Annotated in this window: 19 protein-coding genes; 8 read left to right on the plus strand and 11 right to left on the minus strand. The window is 73.8% G+C overall.

Going from position 1 to position 18,287, the window contains the following annotated elements:
- Window positions 1-12 precede the first annotated feature (12 nt).
- Window positions 13-1,155 carry a prephenate dehydrogenase/arogenate dehydrogenase family protein gene (locus O7628_RS07320; protein ID WP_278129284.1) on the minus strand — a complete coding sequence of 381 codons (1,143 nt, stop codon included), beginning with the start codon at window positions 1,153-1,155 and terminating at the stop codon, window positions 13-15.
- A gap of 165 nt (window positions 1,156-1,320) precedes the next feature.
- Between O7628_RS07320 and O7628_RS07325 the strand changes: the two genes are divergently transcribed.
- Window positions 1,321-3,168: a M48 family metallopeptidase gene (locus O7628_RS07325; protein ID WP_278129286.1), complete on the plus strand. Its 1,848-nt coding sequence runs from the start codon at window positions 1,321-1,323 to the stop codon at window positions 3,166-3,168.
- 91 nt (window positions 3,169-3,259) lie between these two features.
- On the opposite strand, the gene dapC is transcribed toward O7628_RS07325, so the two are convergent.
- Both dapC and fdxA read right to left on the minus strand, forming a co-directional pair.
- Window positions 3,260-4,375: a succinyldiaminopimelate transaminase gene (dapC, locus tag O7628_RS07330; RefSeq protein ID WP_278136249.1), complete on the minus strand. Its 1,116-nt coding sequence runs from the start codon at window positions 4,373-4,375 to the stop codon at window positions 3,260-3,262.
- Window positions 4,372-4,698 (minus strand): ferredoxin, encoded by a 327-nt coding sequence (gene fdxA / locus O7628_RS07335; protein WP_007072862.1) that lies wholly within the window; start codon window positions 4,696-4,698, stop codon window positions 4,372-4,374. The genes dapC and fdxA overlap by 4 nt, the downstream gene beginning before the upstream one ends.
- A 79-nt stretch (window positions 4,699-4,777) precedes the next feature.
- On the opposite strand from fdxA, the gene O7628_RS07340 reads away from it, so the two are divergent.
- On the plus strand, window positions 4,778-5,839 hold the full coding sequence (locus O7628_RS07340; RefSeq protein WP_278129290.1) for a GNAT family N-acetyltransferase: 1,062 nt from the start codon (window positions 4,778-4,780) through the stop codon (window positions 5,837-5,839).
- 22 nt (window positions 5,840-5,861) lie between these two features.
- On the opposite strand, the gene O7628_RS07345 is transcribed toward O7628_RS07340, so the two are convergent.
- The 3 genes from O7628_RS07345 to mshB form a co-directional block, all read right to left on the minus strand.
- Window positions 5,862-6,326: a hypothetical protein gene (locus O7628_RS07345; protein ID WP_278129292.1), complete on the minus strand. Its 465-nt coding sequence runs from the start codon at window positions 6,324-6,326 to the stop codon at window positions 5,862-5,864.
- Between the two features lie 81 nt (window positions 6,327-6,407).
- Window positions 6,408-6,857: a hypothetical protein gene (locus O7628_RS07350; protein WP_074472864.1), complete on the minus strand. Its 450-nt coding sequence runs from the start codon at window positions 6,855-6,857 to the stop codon at window positions 6,408-6,410.
- Between the two features lie 17 nt (window positions 6,858-6,874).
- Window positions 6,875-7,804, minus strand: coding sequence for an N-acetyl-1-D-myo-inositol-2-amino-2-deoxy-alpha-D-glucopyranoside deacetylase (mshB, locus tag O7628_RS07355; RefSeq protein WP_278129294.1), 930 nt, complete (start codon window positions 7,802-7,804; stop codon window positions 6,875-6,877).
- Between the two features lie 86 nt (window positions 7,805-7,890).
- Between mshB and O7628_RS07360 the strand changes: the two genes are divergently transcribed.
- The 5 genes from O7628_RS07360 (at window position 7,891) to O7628_RS07380 (ending at window position 11,399) form a co-directional block, all read left to right on the plus strand.
- Window positions 7,891-10,035 carry a prolyl oligopeptidase family serine peptidase gene (locus O7628_RS07360; protein WP_278129296.1) on the plus strand — a complete coding sequence of 715 codons (2,145 nt, stop codon included), beginning with the start codon at window positions 7,891-7,893 and terminating at the stop codon, window positions 10,033-10,035.
- Between the two features lie 154 nt (window positions 10,036-10,189).
- Window positions 10,190-10,396, plus strand: a complete 207-nt coding sequence (locus O7628_RS07365; RefSeq protein ID WP_278129297.1) for a hypothetical protein — start codon at window positions 10,190-10,192, stop codon at window positions 10,394-10,396.
- The gene (locus tag O7628_RS07370) at window positions 10,393-10,575 is read left to right on the plus strand and encodes a class I SAM-dependent methyltransferase (RefSeq protein WP_278129299.1); all 183 of its coding nucleotides are present in this window, start codon (window positions 10,393-10,395) and stop codon (window positions 10,573-10,575) included. The genes O7628_RS07365 and O7628_RS07370 overlap by 4 nt, the downstream gene beginning before the upstream one ends.
- Window positions 10,569-10,931 carry a hypothetical protein gene (locus O7628_RS07375; RefSeq protein WP_278129301.1) on the plus strand — a complete coding sequence of 121 codons (363 nt, stop codon included), beginning with the start codon at window positions 10,569-10,571 and terminating at the stop codon, window positions 10,929-10,931. Before O7628_RS07370 ends, O7628_RS07375 begins: the two co-directional genes overlap by 7 nt.
- Before the next feature lie 126 nt (window positions 10,932-11,057).
- Window positions 11,058-11,399: a hypothetical protein gene (locus tag O7628_RS07380; RefSeq protein ID WP_278129302.1), complete on the plus strand. Its 342-nt coding sequence runs from the start codon at window positions 11,058-11,060 to the stop codon at window positions 11,397-11,399.
- Window positions 11,400-11,528: 129 nt separating this feature from the next.
- Here O7628_RS07380 and O7628_RS07385 read toward each other — a convergent pair whose 3' ends face one another.
- The 5 genes from O7628_RS07385 to O7628_RS07405 are packed head-to-tail and all read right to left on the minus strand — an operon-like array spanning window position 11,529 to window position 17,435.
- Window positions 11,529-13,271, minus strand: coding sequence for an ABC transporter substrate-binding protein (locus tag O7628_RS07385; protein ID WP_278129304.1), 1,743 nt, complete (start codon window positions 13,269-13,271; stop codon window positions 11,529-11,531).
- A gap of 38 nt (window positions 13,272-13,309) precedes the next feature.
- The gene (locus O7628_RS07390; RefSeq protein ID WP_278129306.1) at window positions 13,310-14,296 is read right to left on the minus strand and encodes an ABC transporter permease; all 987 of its coding nucleotides are present in this window, start codon (window positions 14,294-14,296) and stop codon (window positions 13,310-13,312) included.
- A 12-nt stretch (window positions 14,297-14,308) separates the two neighbouring features.
- Entirely contained in the window at window positions 14,309-15,310 is a 1,002-nt protein-coding gene (locus O7628_RS07395) for an ABC transporter permease (RefSeq protein ID WP_278129307.1), read from the minus strand.
- Window positions 15,307-16,383, minus strand: a complete 1,077-nt coding sequence (locus O7628_RS07400; protein WP_278129308.1) for a dipeptide ABC transporter ATP-binding protein — start codon at window positions 16,381-16,383, stop codon at window positions 15,307-15,309. Before O7628_RS07400 ends, O7628_RS07395 begins: the two co-directional genes overlap by 4 nt.
- Window positions 16,380-17,435: an ABC transporter ATP-binding protein gene (locus O7628_RS07405; RefSeq protein ID WP_278129310.1), complete on the minus strand. Its 1,056-nt coding sequence runs from the start codon at window positions 17,433-17,435 to the stop codon at window positions 16,380-16,382. The genes O7628_RS07400 and O7628_RS07405 overlap by 4 nt, the downstream gene beginning before the upstream one ends.
- Before the next feature lie 227 nt (window positions 17,436-17,662).
- Here O7628_RS07405 and O7628_RS07410 point away from each other — a divergent pair, with 227 nt between their 5' ends.
- The gene (locus O7628_RS07410; protein WP_278129311.1) at window positions 17,663-18,211 is read left to right on the plus strand and encodes a Uma2 family endonuclease; all 549 of its coding nucleotides are present in this window, start codon (window positions 17,663-17,665) and stop codon (window positions 18,209-18,211) included.
- Window positions 18,212-18,287 lie beyond the last annotated feature (76 nt).

Consider the following 18,287-nt stretch of genomic DNA (forward strand, 5'->3'; position numbering starts at 1 on the left):
AGGGGCCCCTTCTTAACCCGGGGCGGCGGGCAGGTGGGCGGCGGGCAGGTGGGCCGTGTAGGTCACCGTGGCGTCGGTGACCACGCAGCCGGTCAGGTAGCCGCCGGCCGCGCCGAGCGACAGCAGGTAGGCCAGCTCGCCGTCGGCCGCGTCGGCGGGCTCCGCGTCGGCGGGCTCCGCGTCGGCGGGCTCCGCGTCGGCGGGCTCCGCGTCGTGCGGAAGGTCATGGGGAAGTGCGCGCGGAAGTGCGGGTGGAAGGCCGTGCGGGAGTGCGCGCGGGAAGGCGCGGGGGGCGGCGGCGGGCAGCTCCCGGTCGAGCAGCGCCAGCCGGAGCCCGCGCGCCCGCTGCTGGAGACCGGCCAGGGCCGCCGCGTCGCCGCCGCGCAGCGCGGTGGCGTACCGGTCGAGGAGGCCGCGCACCCGGTCGAGCTGGGCGAGAACCTGGTCGCGGTTGTTCAGCAGCATGTCCACCGTGCGGGCGGCCGGCGTGCCGACGACGCGGGTGCCGTCGCGGAAGCTGCCGGCGGCCAGGCCCAGCGCGGCGTCGCGCAGGTCGGCCTCCGCCACCGTGGCGGCCAGGACGCCGGCCAACAGGTGCGGCAGGTGCGAGGCGAGGGCCGCGGCCGCGTCGTGGGCGTCCGGATCCAGCGGTACGATCCGCGCGCCGAACACCCCCACGAGCAGGGCGGCCAGCGCCCGGAACCGGTCGAGGCCCGCCGCCGTGGGGCAGAGCACCCAGGCCGCCCCGTCGAAGAGGGCGGGGCTGGCGGCGGTCAGCCCGGCGCGCTCCGTCCCGGCCATCGGATGTCCCGGCACGAAGCGGCCGGTCAGCCCGTGCGCCGCCGCGTACGCGGCGATCCCGCCCTTGGTGCTGCCGACGTCGGTGAGCACGCAGTCGGGGCCGGTCAGCCCGCTGACGGTGCGCAGGGTCTCCGGCAGGCTGGACAGCGGGCCGCAGAGGAACACCACGTCCCGGTCGCGGACGGCGTCGGCGAGCGCGTCGGGGAAGGCGACACCCCGCGCGCGGCCCTCCGCCCGGGTGGCGGCGTCCGGGTCCCAGCCGGCGACGTCGACGCCCCGCTCCCGCAGCCGGAGCAGGATCGAGCCGCCGATGAGCCCGGTGCCCACCACCGCGGCCCGGAGACTGTCCACCATCTCGCACCTCGGCGTCTCGGTCGGTGCCCGTCGAGATCTCCCCGACCCGGTCCGGCCCGAGGATATCTCCCCGCCCGGAAGAGGAGTTGCTCCGCAAAGATCGAAAGCCGTACGGTCCCCTCCGCCGCCCACCACACCGGGGGCGTACGGGGAAGGGGCCGCACCATGTCCGCGACGTACCGGGCGCTCGCCTCGGTGCTCATGTTGGTCGGCTTCTACGTCGTCGCGCTGCTCCAGCTCGCCGCCGCCGTCGGGCTCGCCCTCTGGGTCCACCAGTGGGCGGGCGACCTGATCACCGCCAAGATCACCATCCCGCTGGTGGTCGCCCTGAGCGCCGCGCTGGCGGGGCTGTGGCGAGCCATCCGTACGAGGCACGAGCCCGTGCCCGGCCTGGCCCTCGGCGAGCGCGAGGCCCCGCAGCTCTGGGCCACCGTGCGGGAGCTGGCGGCTGCCGTCGGCACCCGTGCCCCGGATGAGATCCGGCTGGTGCCCGAGGTGAACGCGGCGGTCGCCGAGCAGAGCACTCTGTTGGGCCTGGTCGGCGGCCGGCGGACGATGTGCGTGGGGCTGCCGCTGCTCCAGGCGATGCGGGTGGACGAGCTCCGTTCGGTGCTGGCGCACGAGCTGGGCCACTACTCGGGCCGGCACACCCGGCTCGGCGGGGTGGCGTACCGGGGGCGGCTGGCGATCGCGGAGACCATCGCGCGGATCGGACCGCGCAACCCGGTGGGCTGGGTCTTCCGGGGGTACGCGAAGCTCTACCTGCTGGTGGACAACGCCGCGTCGCGCCGCCAGGAGTTGGAGGCCGACCGGTCCTCGGTGCGGCTGGCCGGCCGGGAGGCGGCCAGCTCCGCGCTGCGTACCCTACCGGCGCTCGACGCCGCCTGGGCGTCCTACCTGCGTCGCTACGTCGAGCCGGGCTGGTCGGCGGGGCTCGCCCCGGACGACCTGTTCGGCGGTTTCGGCCGGATGCTCGCCGCCCGCGGCGACGAGCTGAGCGGGCTACGCGAGAGCACGCCCGACAGGGCGGCGTCCCGCTGGGACACCCACCCGCCGATCGGCGTACGGGTGGCCGCGATGAACGACGCGCCGGACGACGCGCCCACGCCCACGCCGGACGAGCGTCCCGCCGCCGTGCTACTGGCCGACATCGACGCTTCGTGCCGGGCGTTGCAGCAAGCCGTGGTCAGGCACGAGGACCGCCGGCTCCTGCCGTGGCCGGAGTTCGTCGCGGCGGCGGTCGCCGCAGGGGTGCAGGCCGAGGCCGACGCCGTCTACCGGGCCGCCGGCCCGTTCACCGGCGCGCCGGAGCCGGGCCTCGCCACGGTGCTGGACCTGGTCCGCGCGGGCCGGTTGGGCGAGTTCGCCACGCAGTTCCTGGCCGTGGGCCCGCACCGAGAGGCGGCGGCGCGCTTCGCCGGGCCGATGGAGTCGCTGCTGGTCGACGCCGCCCTGGTCGCCGGCCGGGCGCGGTTCCGGCTGTCCTGGTCCGGGCCGGCCGAGTTGGTCGGCGCGGACGGCGAGCCGTGGGACCTCACCGAAGTGGCCAAGCTGGCGGTGGACCCGGCGACTCTGGACGAGGCGCTGGCCCGCCTCGCCGAACTGGGCGTCGACCCGTCCGACGCGACCGTGGTGCAGCGGCGGGTCTCCGCCCGCGACGCCGACGTCGTGGGCGGGCTCGCCAACATCAAGATCGACGGTACGGAGTACGACGTGCTGGTCCTGGACCGCGGGCTGGTGCTGGTCGCCGACCCCGGCAGGGCGAGCCAGGGCGAGAGGCGGCTGCGGGCGCTGGTCGCGTCGGTGCCGGTGGCCGAGCTGACGCAGCGGCACACCTTCTGGCCGTACGAGGAGATCGCCTCGGTGGCGATCAAGCGGGAGGTGCCGCTGAAGGCCGAGCTGACCCTGCACGACGGCCGCACGGTGGCGCTGCGGGAGCGCCACACCAGCGACGTGCTGGAGTGGAACAGCCGCGACCTCCTACTCGCGATCTTCCGGCGGATCGACGAGTGACGCCCCGGGTGCTGCGGCCGATCCCGGCCGGGGCGCCCGGGGCGCATCGGAGATCAGGCCGGCTCCGCGCCGGCCGGACGTCAGGCCCGGGTCAGGGCTGGGCGAGGCGGGCGGCGACCGCCGCGACGTGCTCGTCGGACTCGGTCAGCGCCGCCCGGACGTGCCGCGCGCCGCCCGGCCCGTAGAAGACGCCGGCGGCGACCAGGATGCCCCGGCGGGCCAGCCAGTCGACGGTCGCCCAGCAGTCCTCGCCCCGGGTCAGCCACAGGTAGAGCCCGGCCTCGGAGTGCTCGACGGTGAACCCGGCCCCGGTGAACGCGGCCAGCAGCCGCTCCCGCCGCGCCCGGTAGCGCTCCCGCTGGGCGTCGGCGTGCTCCTGGTCGCCGAGCGCGGCGATCATCGCCGCCTGCACGGGGGCCGGCACGATCATGCCGGCGTGCTTGCGCACCTTCAGCAGCTCCGCCACCAGGGCGGGGTCCCCGGCGACGAAGCCCGCTCGGTAGCCGGCCAGGTTGGACCGCTTGGACAGCGAGTGCACGGCCAGCAGGCCGTCGTACGACCCGCCGCTCACCTCGGGCGCGAGCACCGAGACCGGCTCGGCGGCGGCCGACCAGCCCAGCGGCAGGTAGCACTCGTCGCTGGCCACGACGGCCCCCCGCTCCCGCGCCCAGTCGACCACCTTGCGCAGGTGGTTGGCGGGCAGCACCCGGCCGGTCGGGTTGCCGGGCGAGTTGACCCAGACCAGCCGGACCCGGGGGTCGGGGCCGAGCGCGGTCAGCGAGTCGGTGCGCACGGTGGTGGCCCCGGCGATCCGAGCCCCGTCCTCGTACGTCGGGTAGCAGATCGACGGCACCACGACGACGTCACCGGGCCCGAGGCCCAGCAGGGTGGGCAGCCACGCCACCAGCTCCTTGGAGCCGATGGTGGGCAGCACGCCGAGGCCGTCGACGCGCGCGCCGCAGGACCGGGCCACCCACGTCGCGACGGCGTCCCGCAGGGCGGGGGTGCCGGCGGTCAGCGGGTATCCGGGCGCGTCGGACGCGTCGGCCAGGGCCTGCCGGATCACCGGGGGCACCGGGTCGACCGGGGTGCCCATCGACAGGTTGATCGGGCCGTCCGGGTGCGCCGCGGCCAGGGCGGCCGCGGCGTCCAGGGTGTCCCAGGTGAACTCGGGCAGCCGCGACGAGACCGGCGCGGGCCGGTTCAGTGGCCCTCTCCGCGCGGCGGCTGGCCCGCGACGAACGTCGCGTCCTTCTCCACCTTGCCGATCTTCGAGGCGCCACCGGGCGAGCCCAGGTCCTCGAAGAACTCGTAGTTCGCCCCGGTGTAGTCCTTCCACTGCTCCGGGACGTCGTCCTCGTAGAAGATCGCCTCGACCGGGCAGACCGGCTCACAGGCACCGCAGTCGACGCACTCGTCGGGGTGGATGTAGAGCATCCGGTTGCCCTCGTAGATGCAGTCGACCGGGCATTCCTCGATGCATGCCTTGTCGAGCACATCCACGCAGGGCTCGGCGATGATGTAGGTCACCGGTCTTCTCCTCCGCAAGACACGCCGCGATCACCCGCGACGGTTAGAGCCTAGTATCTCGCCGGGGAGGGGGTCGATCGTGCTCCGACAGCAGGATGTGGGACACCGGATCGTGGTCCGCCGAATTGTGGGGGTTCGCGAGGGTCGCCCGCTTTTTTCCGATGCCCTCGGCGAGCTGGTCGAGCTGACCGAGACCCACGTCACCCTGACCACCGATCAGGGCCGGCTGCGGGTGCCGGTGGCCGAGGTGCACCGGGCCAAGCGGGTGCCGCCGGCGCGCCGGCCGACCGCTGCCGCCGTCGTGGCGCTGGAGCTGGCCTCCGACGAGGCGTGGCCGGCGCCCACCCGGGGTCGGCTCGGCGACTGGCTGCTGCGCAGCGCGCAGGGCTGGACGGGCCGGGCGAACTCGGCGCTGCCGGTCGGCGACCCGGACCGGCCGCTGCCGGCCGCGCTGGACGCCGTCGAACGCTGGTACGCCGACCTCGGGCAGCCCGCCATGGTCAACACGCCGCTGCCGCTCGCCGCCCCGGTCGGGGCCGAGCTGGACGCGCGGGGCTGGACCTCCCGGCCGCTGACGCTGGTGCAGACCGCACCCCTCGCCCCGCTGCGCGCCGGCCGCGCCGACCCACGCGCCGACCAGGCCGGCCCACCTCCCGGCCGCCCCGACACGCCGCCGGGCCGGCACGGCGAGGTCGAGCCGGGGGCCGGCACCCCGCCCGCCGCGCCGCACCGCGCCGGCCTGCCGCCGGTCGAACTGGCCGCCGCGCCGTCCGACGACTGGCTCGCGGTCGCCGCCGGGCGCAAGGGCGGCTTCCCGGACGCCGCCCGCCACGTGCTCACCGCCGTGGACCAGGTCCGCTTCGCCCACGTGTACGCCGACGGCGCGCTGCTCGCCGTCGGCCGCGGCACGGTCACCGGCGACGGACGCTGGCTCGGGCTGAGCCTGATCGAGGCGCTGCCGCACGCCCGCCGCCTCGGCCTCGCCACCCACGTCATCCGCGCCCTGGCCGACTGGGGGGCCGCCCTGGGTGCCTCCGGCGCGTTCCTCCAGGTGGAGCAGCGCAACACCCCGGCGGTGAACCTCTACCGTGGCCTGGGCTTCACCACGCACCACACGTACCTCACCCGCGTCGCCCCCTGACCCGCGACGGCAAGGGCGACGGTCAGCGGCGCACGGGCCGGCGCGGCTTGGCGGTCTTGATCTCGGCGTAGCGCTTGAGCATCCGCGAGCGGTGGTCGCGGCCGAGCGCGGTGACGGTCAGGTAGCCGACGAGGACACCGGCGGCGGTCGCCGCGAGATAGAGCCAGATCTGGGCGAAGAAGGTGCCCGCGCCACCGCCGAACGGGTTCTGCCCGACCAGCAGCGGCCCGACCAGGACGGTCAGCAGCAGCGCCGCCCCGACTGCGGCTGTCACGTCGGCGGCCCAGCGGCCCAACGGGCGGTCCTGCCCCCAGCGGAACGCCAGCACGGCGAGGATCAGCCCGATCACCAGGAACATCGCCAACGAGACCCGGTCGGCGGCGGTGTCGTCGCCGTCGAAGCCGAGCCTGATGACCAACCGGGCGACCACGTTGACCGCGAACAGCGCCACCGCGAGCACCCCGACCGCCCGCCACCGATCCCTCATCGCACGCCTCCCGCCGCACCGCCCGCCCCGACGGCGGGCCTCCTGGCAGGAATATCTACCACCGCAACCTGTGCGCCGTCATCACCCGTCGCGACGGGCCGGTGGCGGGGCGAGCACCTGCCGGAACCCCATCACCGCGAACGTCATCGCGCCCGCCACGATCATCGCCAGCCCGACCCAGTTGTCCCCGGCCAGCAGCAGGTCGCCCTCGCTGGTGCGGATCGCCGCCGCGCCCATCAGCACGAACCACGGCGTCGCGGGCAGCACCACCGCCCAGCGGCGGCCCACCGCCGCGTGGGCGAACCAGCTCAGCGCGACGTTGGCGAGGACCGCCACCGGCACCGACACGCCGACCAGCGTCCCGGAGACCCGGACGGTCGACAGGATCAGCTCCAGCAGGCCCGTCGCCACCGCGCCCACCACGGCCACCACGCCACCGGCGACCCGCAGGGCGAGGTCGAGCAGCCGCCACGGCCACCCCGGCCGCCCCGGCGGGGACGGGGCGGGGGCCTGCGGCGGGACGACCGACATCGGCGCGGCGGGCAGGGTCACCGGACGCCGGCCGCCGCGACCGGGGCCCGCCCCGAGCCGTCCCCGTCGAGGCCGAGCCCGGCGAACAGGTCGTCCTCCCAGCCGTACGGGCCGCTGCCCGGCCCCTTCTCCCCCACCGCCAGCGTGAAGTACTCCACGCCCATGAACTCGGCCCCGAAGTTGCCGGCGATCGAGTAGAGCCAGGAGTTGGCCGGGATCTGGGTGGCGTGCGCCCGCATCGCCGCCTCCTTCGCGGCGTGCTGGTCGGTGGCGTCGATCCGGGCGGCGATCTGCTCGTCCGGGGTGCCGAAGGGCAGGTCGTCGATGCTGCCGATGCCCTCGAACGGGTTGTCCGCCGCCTCGGTGAAGTGGCTCAGGCCGGCCTCCAGCACGCTGCGCGGCATGGCCGTCCAGTAGACCTTCGCCGGGGCGATCCCCTCCGCGACGGCCAGCTCGTGCGCCCGCATCGCCACCCGGTGCGCCTGGATGTGGTCGGGGTGGCCGTAGAAGCCGTTCGGGTCGTACGTGATCATGACCTGCGGGCGTACCTCCCGCATGACCTCCACGACGAACCCGGCGGCCGTGTCGAGGTCGGCCTGCCAGAACGCCCGGGGGTGGTCGTTGGTGGCCAGGCCCATCATCCCGGAGTCGCGGTAGCGGCCCGCGCCGCCGAGGAACCGGTGGTCGGTGACGCCGAGCGCGGCGCAGGCGGCGGTCAGCTCCCCGATGCGGAACCCGCCGAGCTGGTCGGCCTCGGCGGCGGCGAGCTGCGCCAGCGCCGGCACGTGGATCTCGCCCTCCTCGCCGAGCGTGCAGGTCACCAGCGTGACGTGGGCGCCGGCGGCGGCGTAGTGGGCCATCGTCGAGCCGGTGCCGATGGACTCGTCGTCGGGGTGCGCGTGGACCAGCAGGAGGCGGCGGTCGGGCAGCGTCGTCACGACGGTCACTCTAACCGGCGGTTCGCCCGCGCCGGCCCCGACGCGTCCCGCCAGGTCCGCCACATCACCGCCGGGGCGGCTCTACGATCCGACGTGTGGACTTTCCGGAGCTGGCCGCCCGTACCCGCCGGTTCGGCCACGGGGCGCCGCGCGCCGTCACCGTGGCCGGCGACGGGTCCCGGGTGATGTTCCTGCGCTCGGCCGGTCCCGAGGATCCCGCCGACGCGCTCTGGCTGCTCGACCCGGCCACCGGCGAGGAGCGGCTGGTCGCCGACCCGGTGGCCCTGCTCGGCGCGGGCGGCGACCCGGCCGCCCTCACCCCCGGCGAGCGGGCGCTGCGCGAGCGGCGGCGGCTCAGCGCCGCCGGCATCGGCTCGTACGCGCTGGACGCGGCCGGCCGGATCGCGGTGTTCGCGCTGGCCGGGCGGCTGTTCCGGGCCGACCTGGTGCACGGCGACGTGGTCGAGGTGGCCACCGTCGGCCCGGTGCTCGACCCGCGCCCCGACCCCACCGGCGAGCGGCTGGCGTACGTCACCGACGCCGCCGACGGGGTCCGCCGGGGCGAGCTGCGGGTGGTGGCCCCCGACGGCACCGACAGCCTGCTGGCCGGCGAGGACGGCGGGGTCACCTGGGGGCTGCCCGAGCACGTCGCCGCCGAGGAGTTCCAGCGGTTCCGGGGCTACTGGTGGGCGCCCGACGGGCGCGGCGTGCTGGCCGCCCGCGTCGACGAGTCCCGCCTGCCCCGCTGGCACCTGCACGACCCGGCCGACCCGGCCAGCCCGCCGACCACGGTGGCGTACCCCCGCTCGGGCGGGCCGAACGCCGAGGTCAGCCTGCACCTGCTCGACCTCGACGACGGCTGGGTCGACGTGCACTGGGACCGGGAGACCTACCCGTACCTCGCCTCCGTCGACTGGGCCGACGGCAACCCGCTGCTCACGGTGCTGCGCCGGTCGCAGCAGCACGGCCTGGTGCTCGCGGTCGACCCGCGCACCGGCGAGACCCAGGTGCACGCCGAGCTGGCCGACCCGCGCTGGGTCGAGCCGATCCCCGGCACCCCGGCCCACCTGCCCGACGGCCGGGTGCTGGTCGGCGGCGAGCTGGCCCACGACGGGTACGACGCCCGCTGCCTGTTCGCCGACGGCACCCTGCTCACCCCGCCGTCGCTGTACGTGCGCCGGGTGGTGGGCCGGCTGCCCGGCGGCAACGGCCCGGCCGACCTGCTGGTGGAGGCGAGCGAGGGCGAGCCCAGCCAGCGGCACCTCTACCGGGTGCGCACGCTGATCGGCGGCGGCGTGGACGCCCGCCGGATGAGCGGCACCCCCGGCTGGCACACGGCGGCCGTGGGCGGGGACACGCTGGTGGTCGGCACCGCGTCGCTGGACCAGCCGGGCACCACCTGGGCGGTGTGGCGCGGCGACCGGGAGGTCGCCCAGCTCCGCTCGCTGGCCGCCGCCCCGCCGTACGCGCCCCGGCCGACGATGGTGCGGGTGACCGACCGGCGGCTGCCCAGCGCGGTGGTCTACCCCACCCAGCACGTCAAGGGCACCCGGCTGCCGGTGCTGCTGGACGTCTACGGCGGGCCGGGGCACCAGGAGGTGGTGGCCGCGCGGGCGGCCTGGCTGGAGCGGCAGTGGTGGGCCGACTCGGGCTTCGCGGTGGTGACGGTCGACAACCGGGGCACCCCGGGGGTGGCCCCGTCGTTCGAGAAGGCGGTGCACCGCCGGCTGGCCGACGTGGTGCTGACCGACCAGATCGACGCGCTGACCGCGCTCGCCGACAAGCATCCCGACCTGGACCTGGAGCGGGTCGGCATCCGGGGCTGGTCGTTCGGGGGCTGGCTGGCCGGGCTGGCGGTGCTGCGCCACCCGGAGCTGTTCCGCTGCGGCATCGCCGGCGCCCCGGTCACCGACTGGACGCTGTACGACACGGCGTACACCGAGCGCTACCTGGGCCTGCCGGAGGACGGCATGGACGTGTACGCGCACCACTCGCTGCTGGAGCTGGCGGCCGAACCGCCGGTGCCGGGTGAGCCGGCCCGGCCGCTGCTGCTGGTGCACGGCCTGGTCGACGACAACGTGGTGGCCGCGCACACGCTGCGGCTGTCGGCGGCGCTGCTGGCGGCGGGCCGCCCGCACTCGGTGCTGCCGCTGACCGGGGCCACCCACATGGCGGCCGGCGGCCTGTCGGAACGCCTGCTCCGCCTGGAACTCGACTTCCTCCGCACCCATTTGGGGTAAGGAAGGGCACCTTGTTAACGCTTTCTGTATAGCAGGGGCCCCTTATTAACGACGCCGTGGTCAGGACCCGGTCGCCTGGTTCAGCCGTGGGCGCCGTAACCCGCGCAGCTCTGGTAGGAATGCTTCTCGCCGGAGCGCAGAACCGGGGGGAAAGGTGACAACCACCGACTACGACGACTTTGCGAACGCCTACTCGACCGAGAACGAATACAACCTGTTCAACGCCTGTTACGAGCGACCCGCGATGCTTCGCCTCGCCGGTGACGTCGCGGGGCGCCGAATCCTCGACGCGGGGTGCGGCTCCGGGCCGTTGTCAGCCGCGCTGCGCGCCAGGGGTGCCGTGGTCACCGCTTCGACGTGAGTGCGGGCATGGTCGACCTGGCCCGCCAGCGACTGGACGCGGACGCCGACCTGCACGTGGCGGACCTGAGCGCGCCGCTGCCGTTCGCGGACGCCGTGTTCGACGACGTCGTCGCATCCCTGGTCCTGCACTACCTGAAGACTGGTCCGGCCCGCTCGCCGAGCTGCGTCGTGTGCTGAAGCCGGGCGGCCGCCTGCTGCTCTCGGTCAACCAGCCCGCCGGCTTCGTGGTCGAGTACACCAAGGCCGACTACTTTGCCGTCACGAAGTATTCCGAGGAATACGTCATGGACGGCAGGACGGTATGGCTGACCTTCTGGCACCGGCCGCTGCACGCCATGGCAGACGCTTTCGCTGCTGCCGGGTTCCGCATCGAGACGATCAGCGAGCCACCTCCTGCTCCGGACACTCCGGCGGAGTTGCTTCCGCCCGACCTGCCCTCCGGGTCCTTCATCTGTTTCCTGTTCTTCGTCCTCGAAGCCGCCTCAGCCCGACGCGCTGTCTCTGCGCCGCCCCGAACCCCACCGGAGAAGTGACATGCAGCCGTTGCAGATGGAGCCGACGCACGGCGTCCGGTCTGGATGTGGGCCGGCGCTACCGCCGGGCCCGCACGCGCCGTCAGCATGTTCTTGAACAGCGGTAAGTCCGGTACGCCTACCACCGTGAGCCGACCGCCGACAGAGACGTTCGTGGTCTCCGGCGCGGTGCTGCTGGGCGACGGCGTGTCCTTCGTCAGGGACGACCACGGCGGCTGCGCCGGCACCGGCGACCACGCCGACATCAAGGACGGGGCACCGGTAATCATCACGACCGGCGGCTCGTTCGCCGGCGGGAGGCTGACCGACGCCCGCGCGCTCGCCGACGGCACCTGCCGGTTCTGGTTCTCGGTGCCGGGGGTCCCGATCCGACAGGACGCCTACCTGCTCATGGTCGCCGACCTTGATGCCCGCCAGCACAACGGACACGACCTCAAGAACGCCCTGCTGGCGCTCCGCGCCGACTGAGCCTCCCGCCCCGCGCGCCCACCCCACCCCCCACCCCACCCGGTGATCAAGAGGAAAGCGTCAAGTTTGATCTCGACGATGACGCAAACCTCTTGATCACCAACGCGGGGCGGGGTGGGGCAGCGGGGGTTAGCCCTTGACGTACGCGTTGACGAAGGACGGGTAGCCGAAGACGCTGGAGATGAAGACGCCACCAGCCTTGGAGCCGTGCACGTTGTAGGCCACGTCGACGTAGAGCGGCACCACGGGGGCGTGCTCCTGCATGATCCGCTGGTCGAGCTTGGCCCACTCCGGGCCCTGCTTGGCCGGCTCCAGGGCGAGGATCCGGTCGAACTCGGCGTTGATCGCCGGGTCGTTGAAGTACGACTGGTTGCTGTTGCCCTCGGCCTTGATGGTGCGGCCGTCGTAGAGCACCGGCAGGATCGACGCGCCGCTGGGCCAGTCCGCCGCCCAGTTGCCGATGTAGAGGTCCCAGGGGTTGTTCTTCTTCTTGACCTCGTCGAGCTTGGCGTCGTCCGGGATGTTCCGCACGGTGATCTTGAAGCCGGCCCGCTCCAGGTTGCCCTTGAGCTGGGTCGCCTGCACCTGCTCGTTGGTGTTGTCGGCCACGCCGAGGACCAGCTCGGGCGTCTTGCCGCCGAGCAGCTCCTTGGCCTTGTCGACGTCGCCGTTCGCCCCGGCCGGGTACGCCTCGTACGCCTGGTAGCCGATCGTGGCCGGCGGCATCAGGGTGGTCAGCGGCTGGGCGACGGTCTGCCCGCCGAGCGCCTTGACCAGGCCCTCCCGGTCGATGGCGTAGTTCAGCGCCTGGCGGACCTTGAGGTCGGTCACCCGCTGGTTGTTGATGACGAGCTGGTTGGCGCTCGGCGTCGGCGAGAGGATGGTGCGCGACTTCAGCGCCGCGTCCTGGGCCACCCGGGCGACCAGCGAGGGCGGCACGGAGTTGAAGGCGAGCGCGCTCTGGTCGGGGCCGTTGTCGGCGATCACCCGGTTGTTGGCGGCGTCGGCGGTCGGGCCGAAGCTCCACACGAACTGGTCCGGGTACTGGTGGCGCACCGGGTCGGTGGCCGGGTCCCAGTTCGGGTTGCGGTCGAGGGTGAGCTGCACGCCGACCTGGTTGTTGGCGATCTTGTAGGGCCCGGACGAGAACGGCCGCTGGTCCAGGTTGACCCCGGTGTCCTTGTCGGGCCGCAGCGGCGCGGTGGTCGGCAGCGACACCGCGAACGGCAGGTCGCAGCGGGGCTTGGCGAACTCGAAGCGCAGGGTCCGCTCGTCCGGGGTGGTCAGGCCGGGCGGCAGCGCGCCCTTGTTCTTCGTGAAGTCCCACTTCGTGTCGAACTGCGGGGTGTCGGCCAGCCACTCCTGGAGGTAGGTGGGGCCGCCGGCGAGGTCCGGGTCGAAGGACCGGGCGATGCCGTACGCGATCTCCTTCGACGTGATCGGGCTGCCGTCCTCGAACTTCACACCCTGCTTGATCGTGAACTGCCAGACCTTGCAGTCGTTGTCGACGTTGGTCCCCGGGGTCTCGGCCAGGTCACCGACGAGCACGAGCCCGCCCTTGCCGTCGTCCTTCCAGGTCGTCAGGTAGCGGGCGAAGAGCGGGTTGGCCATCAGGCCCGCGAACGAGTACGTCCGCTGCGGGTCCAAATGGGAGATCGGGGTCTCCCGGATGATGGTGAACGTGCCGCCCTTGCGCGCCCCGCTCACCTCGGCCGCCGGGCCCTGCGAGTCCTTCGGGTCGGTGGCGATGACGCCGGTCTGCTGCCGGCCGGTGTCGACCGTGGTGCCCTCGCCCGTGTTCTCCGAGCACGCCCCCAGCGCCACCACCAGTGCGATGGCGCCGCCGACGCCGGCCGCTGCGCGTGGTCGCATCTCCTACCTCCTCTGTCGGATGAATCCCGTCGAAACGATCAGCGCAGCCGCACCCGAGGGTCGATCGCCGCGTAGAGCAGGTCCACCACGACGTTGGCCAGCACCACGAACACCGCGGCGATGAGCACGGTCGCCATGATGGTGGGCAGGTCGCCGGCTCGGACGGCGTCGACGGCCGTACGCCCGAGCCCCTGGATGCCGAACGTGGTCTCCGTGATGACGGTGCCGCCCAGCGCCCCGCCCACGTCCAGCCCCGCGATGGTCACCACCGGGGTGATGGCCGCGCGCAGCGCGTGCCGCCCGTACACCCGGGGTTTGGTCAGGCCCTTGGCGCGGGCCGTGCGGACGAAGTCCTCCGACAGCGTCTCCAGCATCTGCGCCCGCGACAGCCGGGCGTAGATGGCGGAGAAGAGGAACGCCAGCGAGACCCACGCCAGCACGAGGCCGCTGGCCCACTTGAGCGGGTCGTCGAACAGCGGCGTGTAGCTGGGCACCGGCAGCAGCCGCAGGTGGTAGACGAAGACCAGCAGCAGCACCGCCCCGACGAAGTAGAGCTGCAACGACGCGCCGGTCAGCGAGAAGCCGATGGCCAGCCGGTCCAGCCAGGTGCCCCGGCGCAGCGCCGAGACCATGCCGAGGCCGACGCCGAGCAGCAGCCACAGCACCGCCGCCGGGATCACGATGCTCAGGGTCACCGGCAGCACCCGGGCGATGGTGTCGCTGACGGCCTCGTTGGTGACGTACGACCAGCCCAGGCAGGGCGCGTCGCACCGGCCGCCCTGGGCGCTGCCGAGGTCCCGCCCGGTGACGATGCCCTTCATGTAGCCGGCGTACTGGCTGACCAGCGGGTCGCGCAGGCCCAACTCCTGGCGGACCCGCTCCAGGCGCTCCGGGTTGCAGTTCTTGGGGCACATGCCGCTGACCGGGTCGCGGGGCAGGGCGAAGAACATCAGGAAGCTGAGCACGCTCACCGCGAACAGGGTGAGCGCCGCCGAGAGCAGCCGCTTGACCAGGAACCGCGCCACGGTGCAGCCCTCCTACCGGGACGACTTCGGGTCGAGCGCGTCGCGCAGCGCGTCCCCGAAGAGGTTGAAGGCGAAGACCAGCGCGAAGATCGTGACGCCGGGGAAGAAGACGTACGCCGGGTCGGTCTGGAGGTAGTCGAGGCTGCGGTAGATCATCCGGCCGAAGCTCGGCGTGGCGTCGGTGAGCCCGACCCCGATGAACGACAGTGCCGCCTCGCTGGTGACGTACGACGGCACGGCCAGCGAGAACGACACCAGGATGGGCGCCCAGAGGTTCGGCAGGAGCTGGCGGAACAGCATGTGCCCCAGCCCGGCCCCGCTGGCCCGGGCGGCCTCCACGAACTCCCGCTCGCGCAGCGCGATGACCTGCCCGCGCACGAGGCGGGCGGTGCTGGTCCAGCCGAACAGGGCGAAGATGGCGATGAGCACACCGATCTGGAACGCGGGCGGCACCTCCTCGCGCTGGCCGTAGAAGCGCAGCGCGATCGTCGGGGTCAGCGCCAACGCGATGATCAGGAACGGCATGGCCAGGGTCAGGTCGGTGATCCAGTTGACCACCGCGTCGAGCCAGCCGCCGAGGTAGCCGGCGAGGGTGCCGAGCACGACGCCGATCGCGGCGGTGATCACGGCGGCGGCGATCGCGATGAACAGCGACGTGCGCAGCCCGTGCACCATCCGGATGAAGATGTCCCGGCCCAGGCCCGGCTCCAGCCCGAACCAGTGCTCCCCGGTGACGCCGCCGGCGTAGCCGAGCGGCATGCCGAAGCCGTCGAGCCGGCCCTGGAACTGCTCGCGGGGGCCGATGCCGTACAGCGCCTCGATCAGCGGCACGGCGAGCGCGACCAGCAGGAAGAAGGCGAGCACCGCGGCGCTGACGACGGCCGTGCGGTCCCGGCGCAGCCGGGCCCAGGCGAGCTGGCCGGGCGACCGGCCGACGACGCGGGAGCCCCCGGGGCCGTCGCCGGTCGACTCGATCTCCGCGAGGGCCACGCCCTCGACCGGGGACAGGCTCACGCCGTCACCTCCGTACCGCTCGCGTCGCTCGCGCCGGTCGCGCCGCGCCCGTCCGGCTCCGGGAGGTCGCCGGCACCGTCGTGCCCCGGGAGGTCGCCGGCACCGGCCGGCTCCGGGAAGTGGCAGGCGACCGACTGCCCGCTGCCGTCGCGGGGCACCAGGGCCGGCTCCTCGGTGGCGCAGACGTCGCGGGCCTTGGGGCAGCGGGTGCGGAACCGGCAGCCCGACGGCGGGTCCAGCGGCGTCGGCACGTCGCCGGTGAGCCGGATCCGCCCGCCGGGGCCGAGCCGCGTCGGGTCCGGGACCGCCGACAGCAGGGCCCGGGTGTACGGGTGCCGGGGCCGCTCGTAGATGTCCGCCCGGTCGCCGATCTCCACGATCCGCCCCAGGTACATGACGGCGACCCGCTGGCAGAAGTGCCGCACCACCGCGAGGTCGTGGGCGATGAACACGAACGCCAGCCCGAGGTCGCGTTGCAGCTCGCGCAGCAGGTTGACGACCTGCGCCTGGATCGACACGTCGAGGGCGGAGACGGGCTCGTCGGCGACGATCAGCTTCGGCCGCAGCGCGAGGGCCCGGGCGATGCCGACGCGCTGGCGCTGCCCGCCGGAGAACTCGTGCGGGTAGCGGTTGTAGTGCTCGGGGTTGAGCCCGACCAGTTCCAGCAGCTCCTGCACCCGGCGGCGCACCCCGCCCGGCGGGTCGATCCCGTTGACCCGCAGCGGCATCGCCACGATCCGGCCCACGGTGTGCCGGGGGTTCAGCGACGCGTACGGGTCCTGGAAGATGATCTGGAGGTCCTGGCGCAGCGGGCGCAGCTCCCGCCGCCCGGCGTGGGTGATGTCGCGGCCGGCGAACTCGATGCGCCCGGCGGTCGGCTCCAACAGCCGCACCAGCAGCCGGCCGGTGGTGCTCTTGCCGCAGCCGGACTCCCCCACCAGGCCGAGCGTCTCGGCGGGGCGCACCGCGAAGTCGAGGCCGTCGACGGCCCGCACCAGGCCCGTGGCGCGGAACCCGGTGCGCACCGGGAAGTGCTTGGTCAGCCCGCTGACCCGCAGCAGCGGCTCGCTCATCGGGCCGCCCCCGTGGGCGCGACACCCTCGGCGTGCAGCCGGGCGCGCTCGTCGGCCGGCAGGTGGCAGGCCGCCAGGTGGCCGGGCTCGCCGGCCGGGGCCAGCGCCGGCACCTCGGCGCGCGAGCGGCCGCCGGTGCGGTCGGCGTACCGGCAGCGGGGGTGGAAGGCGCAGCCGGGCGGCAGGTCGATCAGGCTGGGCGGGTTGCCGGGGATGGGCGTCAGGTCCGCGTCGGCGTCGCCGTGCAGCGACGGCACGCTGGAGAGCAGACCCCAGGTGTACGGGTGCCGGGGCCGGCGCAGCACCTGCTCCGCGCTGCCGTGCTCGACGGCCCGGCCGGCGTACATGACCAGCACCTCGTCGGCGACCTGGCCGACCACGCCGAGGTCGTGGGTGATCAGGATGATCGCCGAGCGGAACTCGGCCTGGAGGTCGGCGAGCAGGTCGAGGATCTGCGCCTGCACGGTGACGTCGAGGGCGGTGGTCGGCTCGTCGGCGATCAGCAGGGCCGGGTCGTTGACCAGGGCCATGGCGATCATCGCCCGCTGCCGCATGCCGCCGGAGAACTCGTGCGGATACTGGTCGTAGCGCCGCTCCGGCTGGGGGATGCCGACCCGGCCGAGCATGTCGACGGCCCGCCGCCGGGCCTCCCGCCGCCCGGCCCGGCGGTGGTGCACCCGGTATGCCTCGGCGATCTGCCGACCGACGGTGTAGTAGGGGTGCAGCGCCGACAGCGGGTCCTGGAAGATCATCGCGACGTCCCGGCCGCGCAGCCGGCGGACGTCCTCTTCGGGCAGGCCGACGAGCTGCCGGCCGCCGACGGCGATCCCGCCGGTGACGGTGGTGCGCCTCGGGTCGTGCAGCCCGAGGATCGCCAACGAGGTGACGCTCTTGCCGGAGCCGGACTCGCCGACGACGGCGAGGGTGCGGCCCCGCTCGACGGCGAAGGAGACCCCGTCGACCGCGCGGACGGTGCCGTCGGCGGTGTCGAAGCGCACCCGCAGGTCGTCGACCCGCAGGTACGGGTCGGACGCCGGTGCCGGCTCGCCCACGACCACCTCCCCAGTGACGAAGAAGAGAAACTACAACAGATCACTGAGGCTGAAAATAAGCTACAGATCGAGGGCTGTCAGCGGTGCTGAGCGTAACGACTCGGCAACTCCCTCCGACACCCCTGATCGCGAGACCGGCGAAGCCGCACAGGTCGCACCTCGGGTGCGACCATGATGGGGGTGGCCGGGAGAGGATCCGTGCCCGATCGATCGAGGTGGGGGTGACCATGACCGCGGCGGTGTTCGACCACGACGGACCGTGGACCGAGGAGGAGTACCTCGCCCTCGGCGAGACGTCGCAACGGGTCGAACTCTTCGACGGGAGCCTCCACGTGACCCCAGCCCCCACCCCACGCCACCAGAACATCTCCGGCGAGCTACGTGCCGCCTTACGGACGCCGGCCCGCGACGCCGGGCTACGCGTCCTGGAAGCCGTGAACGTCCGGTTGAAGCCCGGTCGCATCCCCATCCCCGACCTCGTGATCACCGGTGAGATCGACTTCGACGAGCCCAACATCGAGGCGAGCGACGTGCGGCTGGTCTGCGAGATCATCTCGCCGAGCAACGCGTCCACCGACAAGGTGCTCAAGATGCACTACTACGCCGCCGCAGGCATCCCGTGGTACCTGCTGATCGAGCAGCAGAGCGGGACGCTGCACCTCTACCGCCGGCAGGGCGGGCACTACATCGAGCAGTCGGTCGCCGCCGTGGGCGAGGTGCTGGAGTTGGTGGAGCCCGTCCGGGCGAAGATCCGGCCCGAGGATCTCGTCCCCTGACGGATGTCGGTCCCGTCCCCTAGGGTCGGGCGCATGAGCGAGCGCCAGCGAGCGAACCATCCATCTGGCCCGGTGT

The organism is Micromonospora sp. WMMD956 (assembly GCF_029626125.1).
Lineage (GTDB): Bacteria > Actinomycetota > Actinomycetes > Mycobacteriales > Micromonosporaceae > Micromonospora > Micromonospora carbonacea.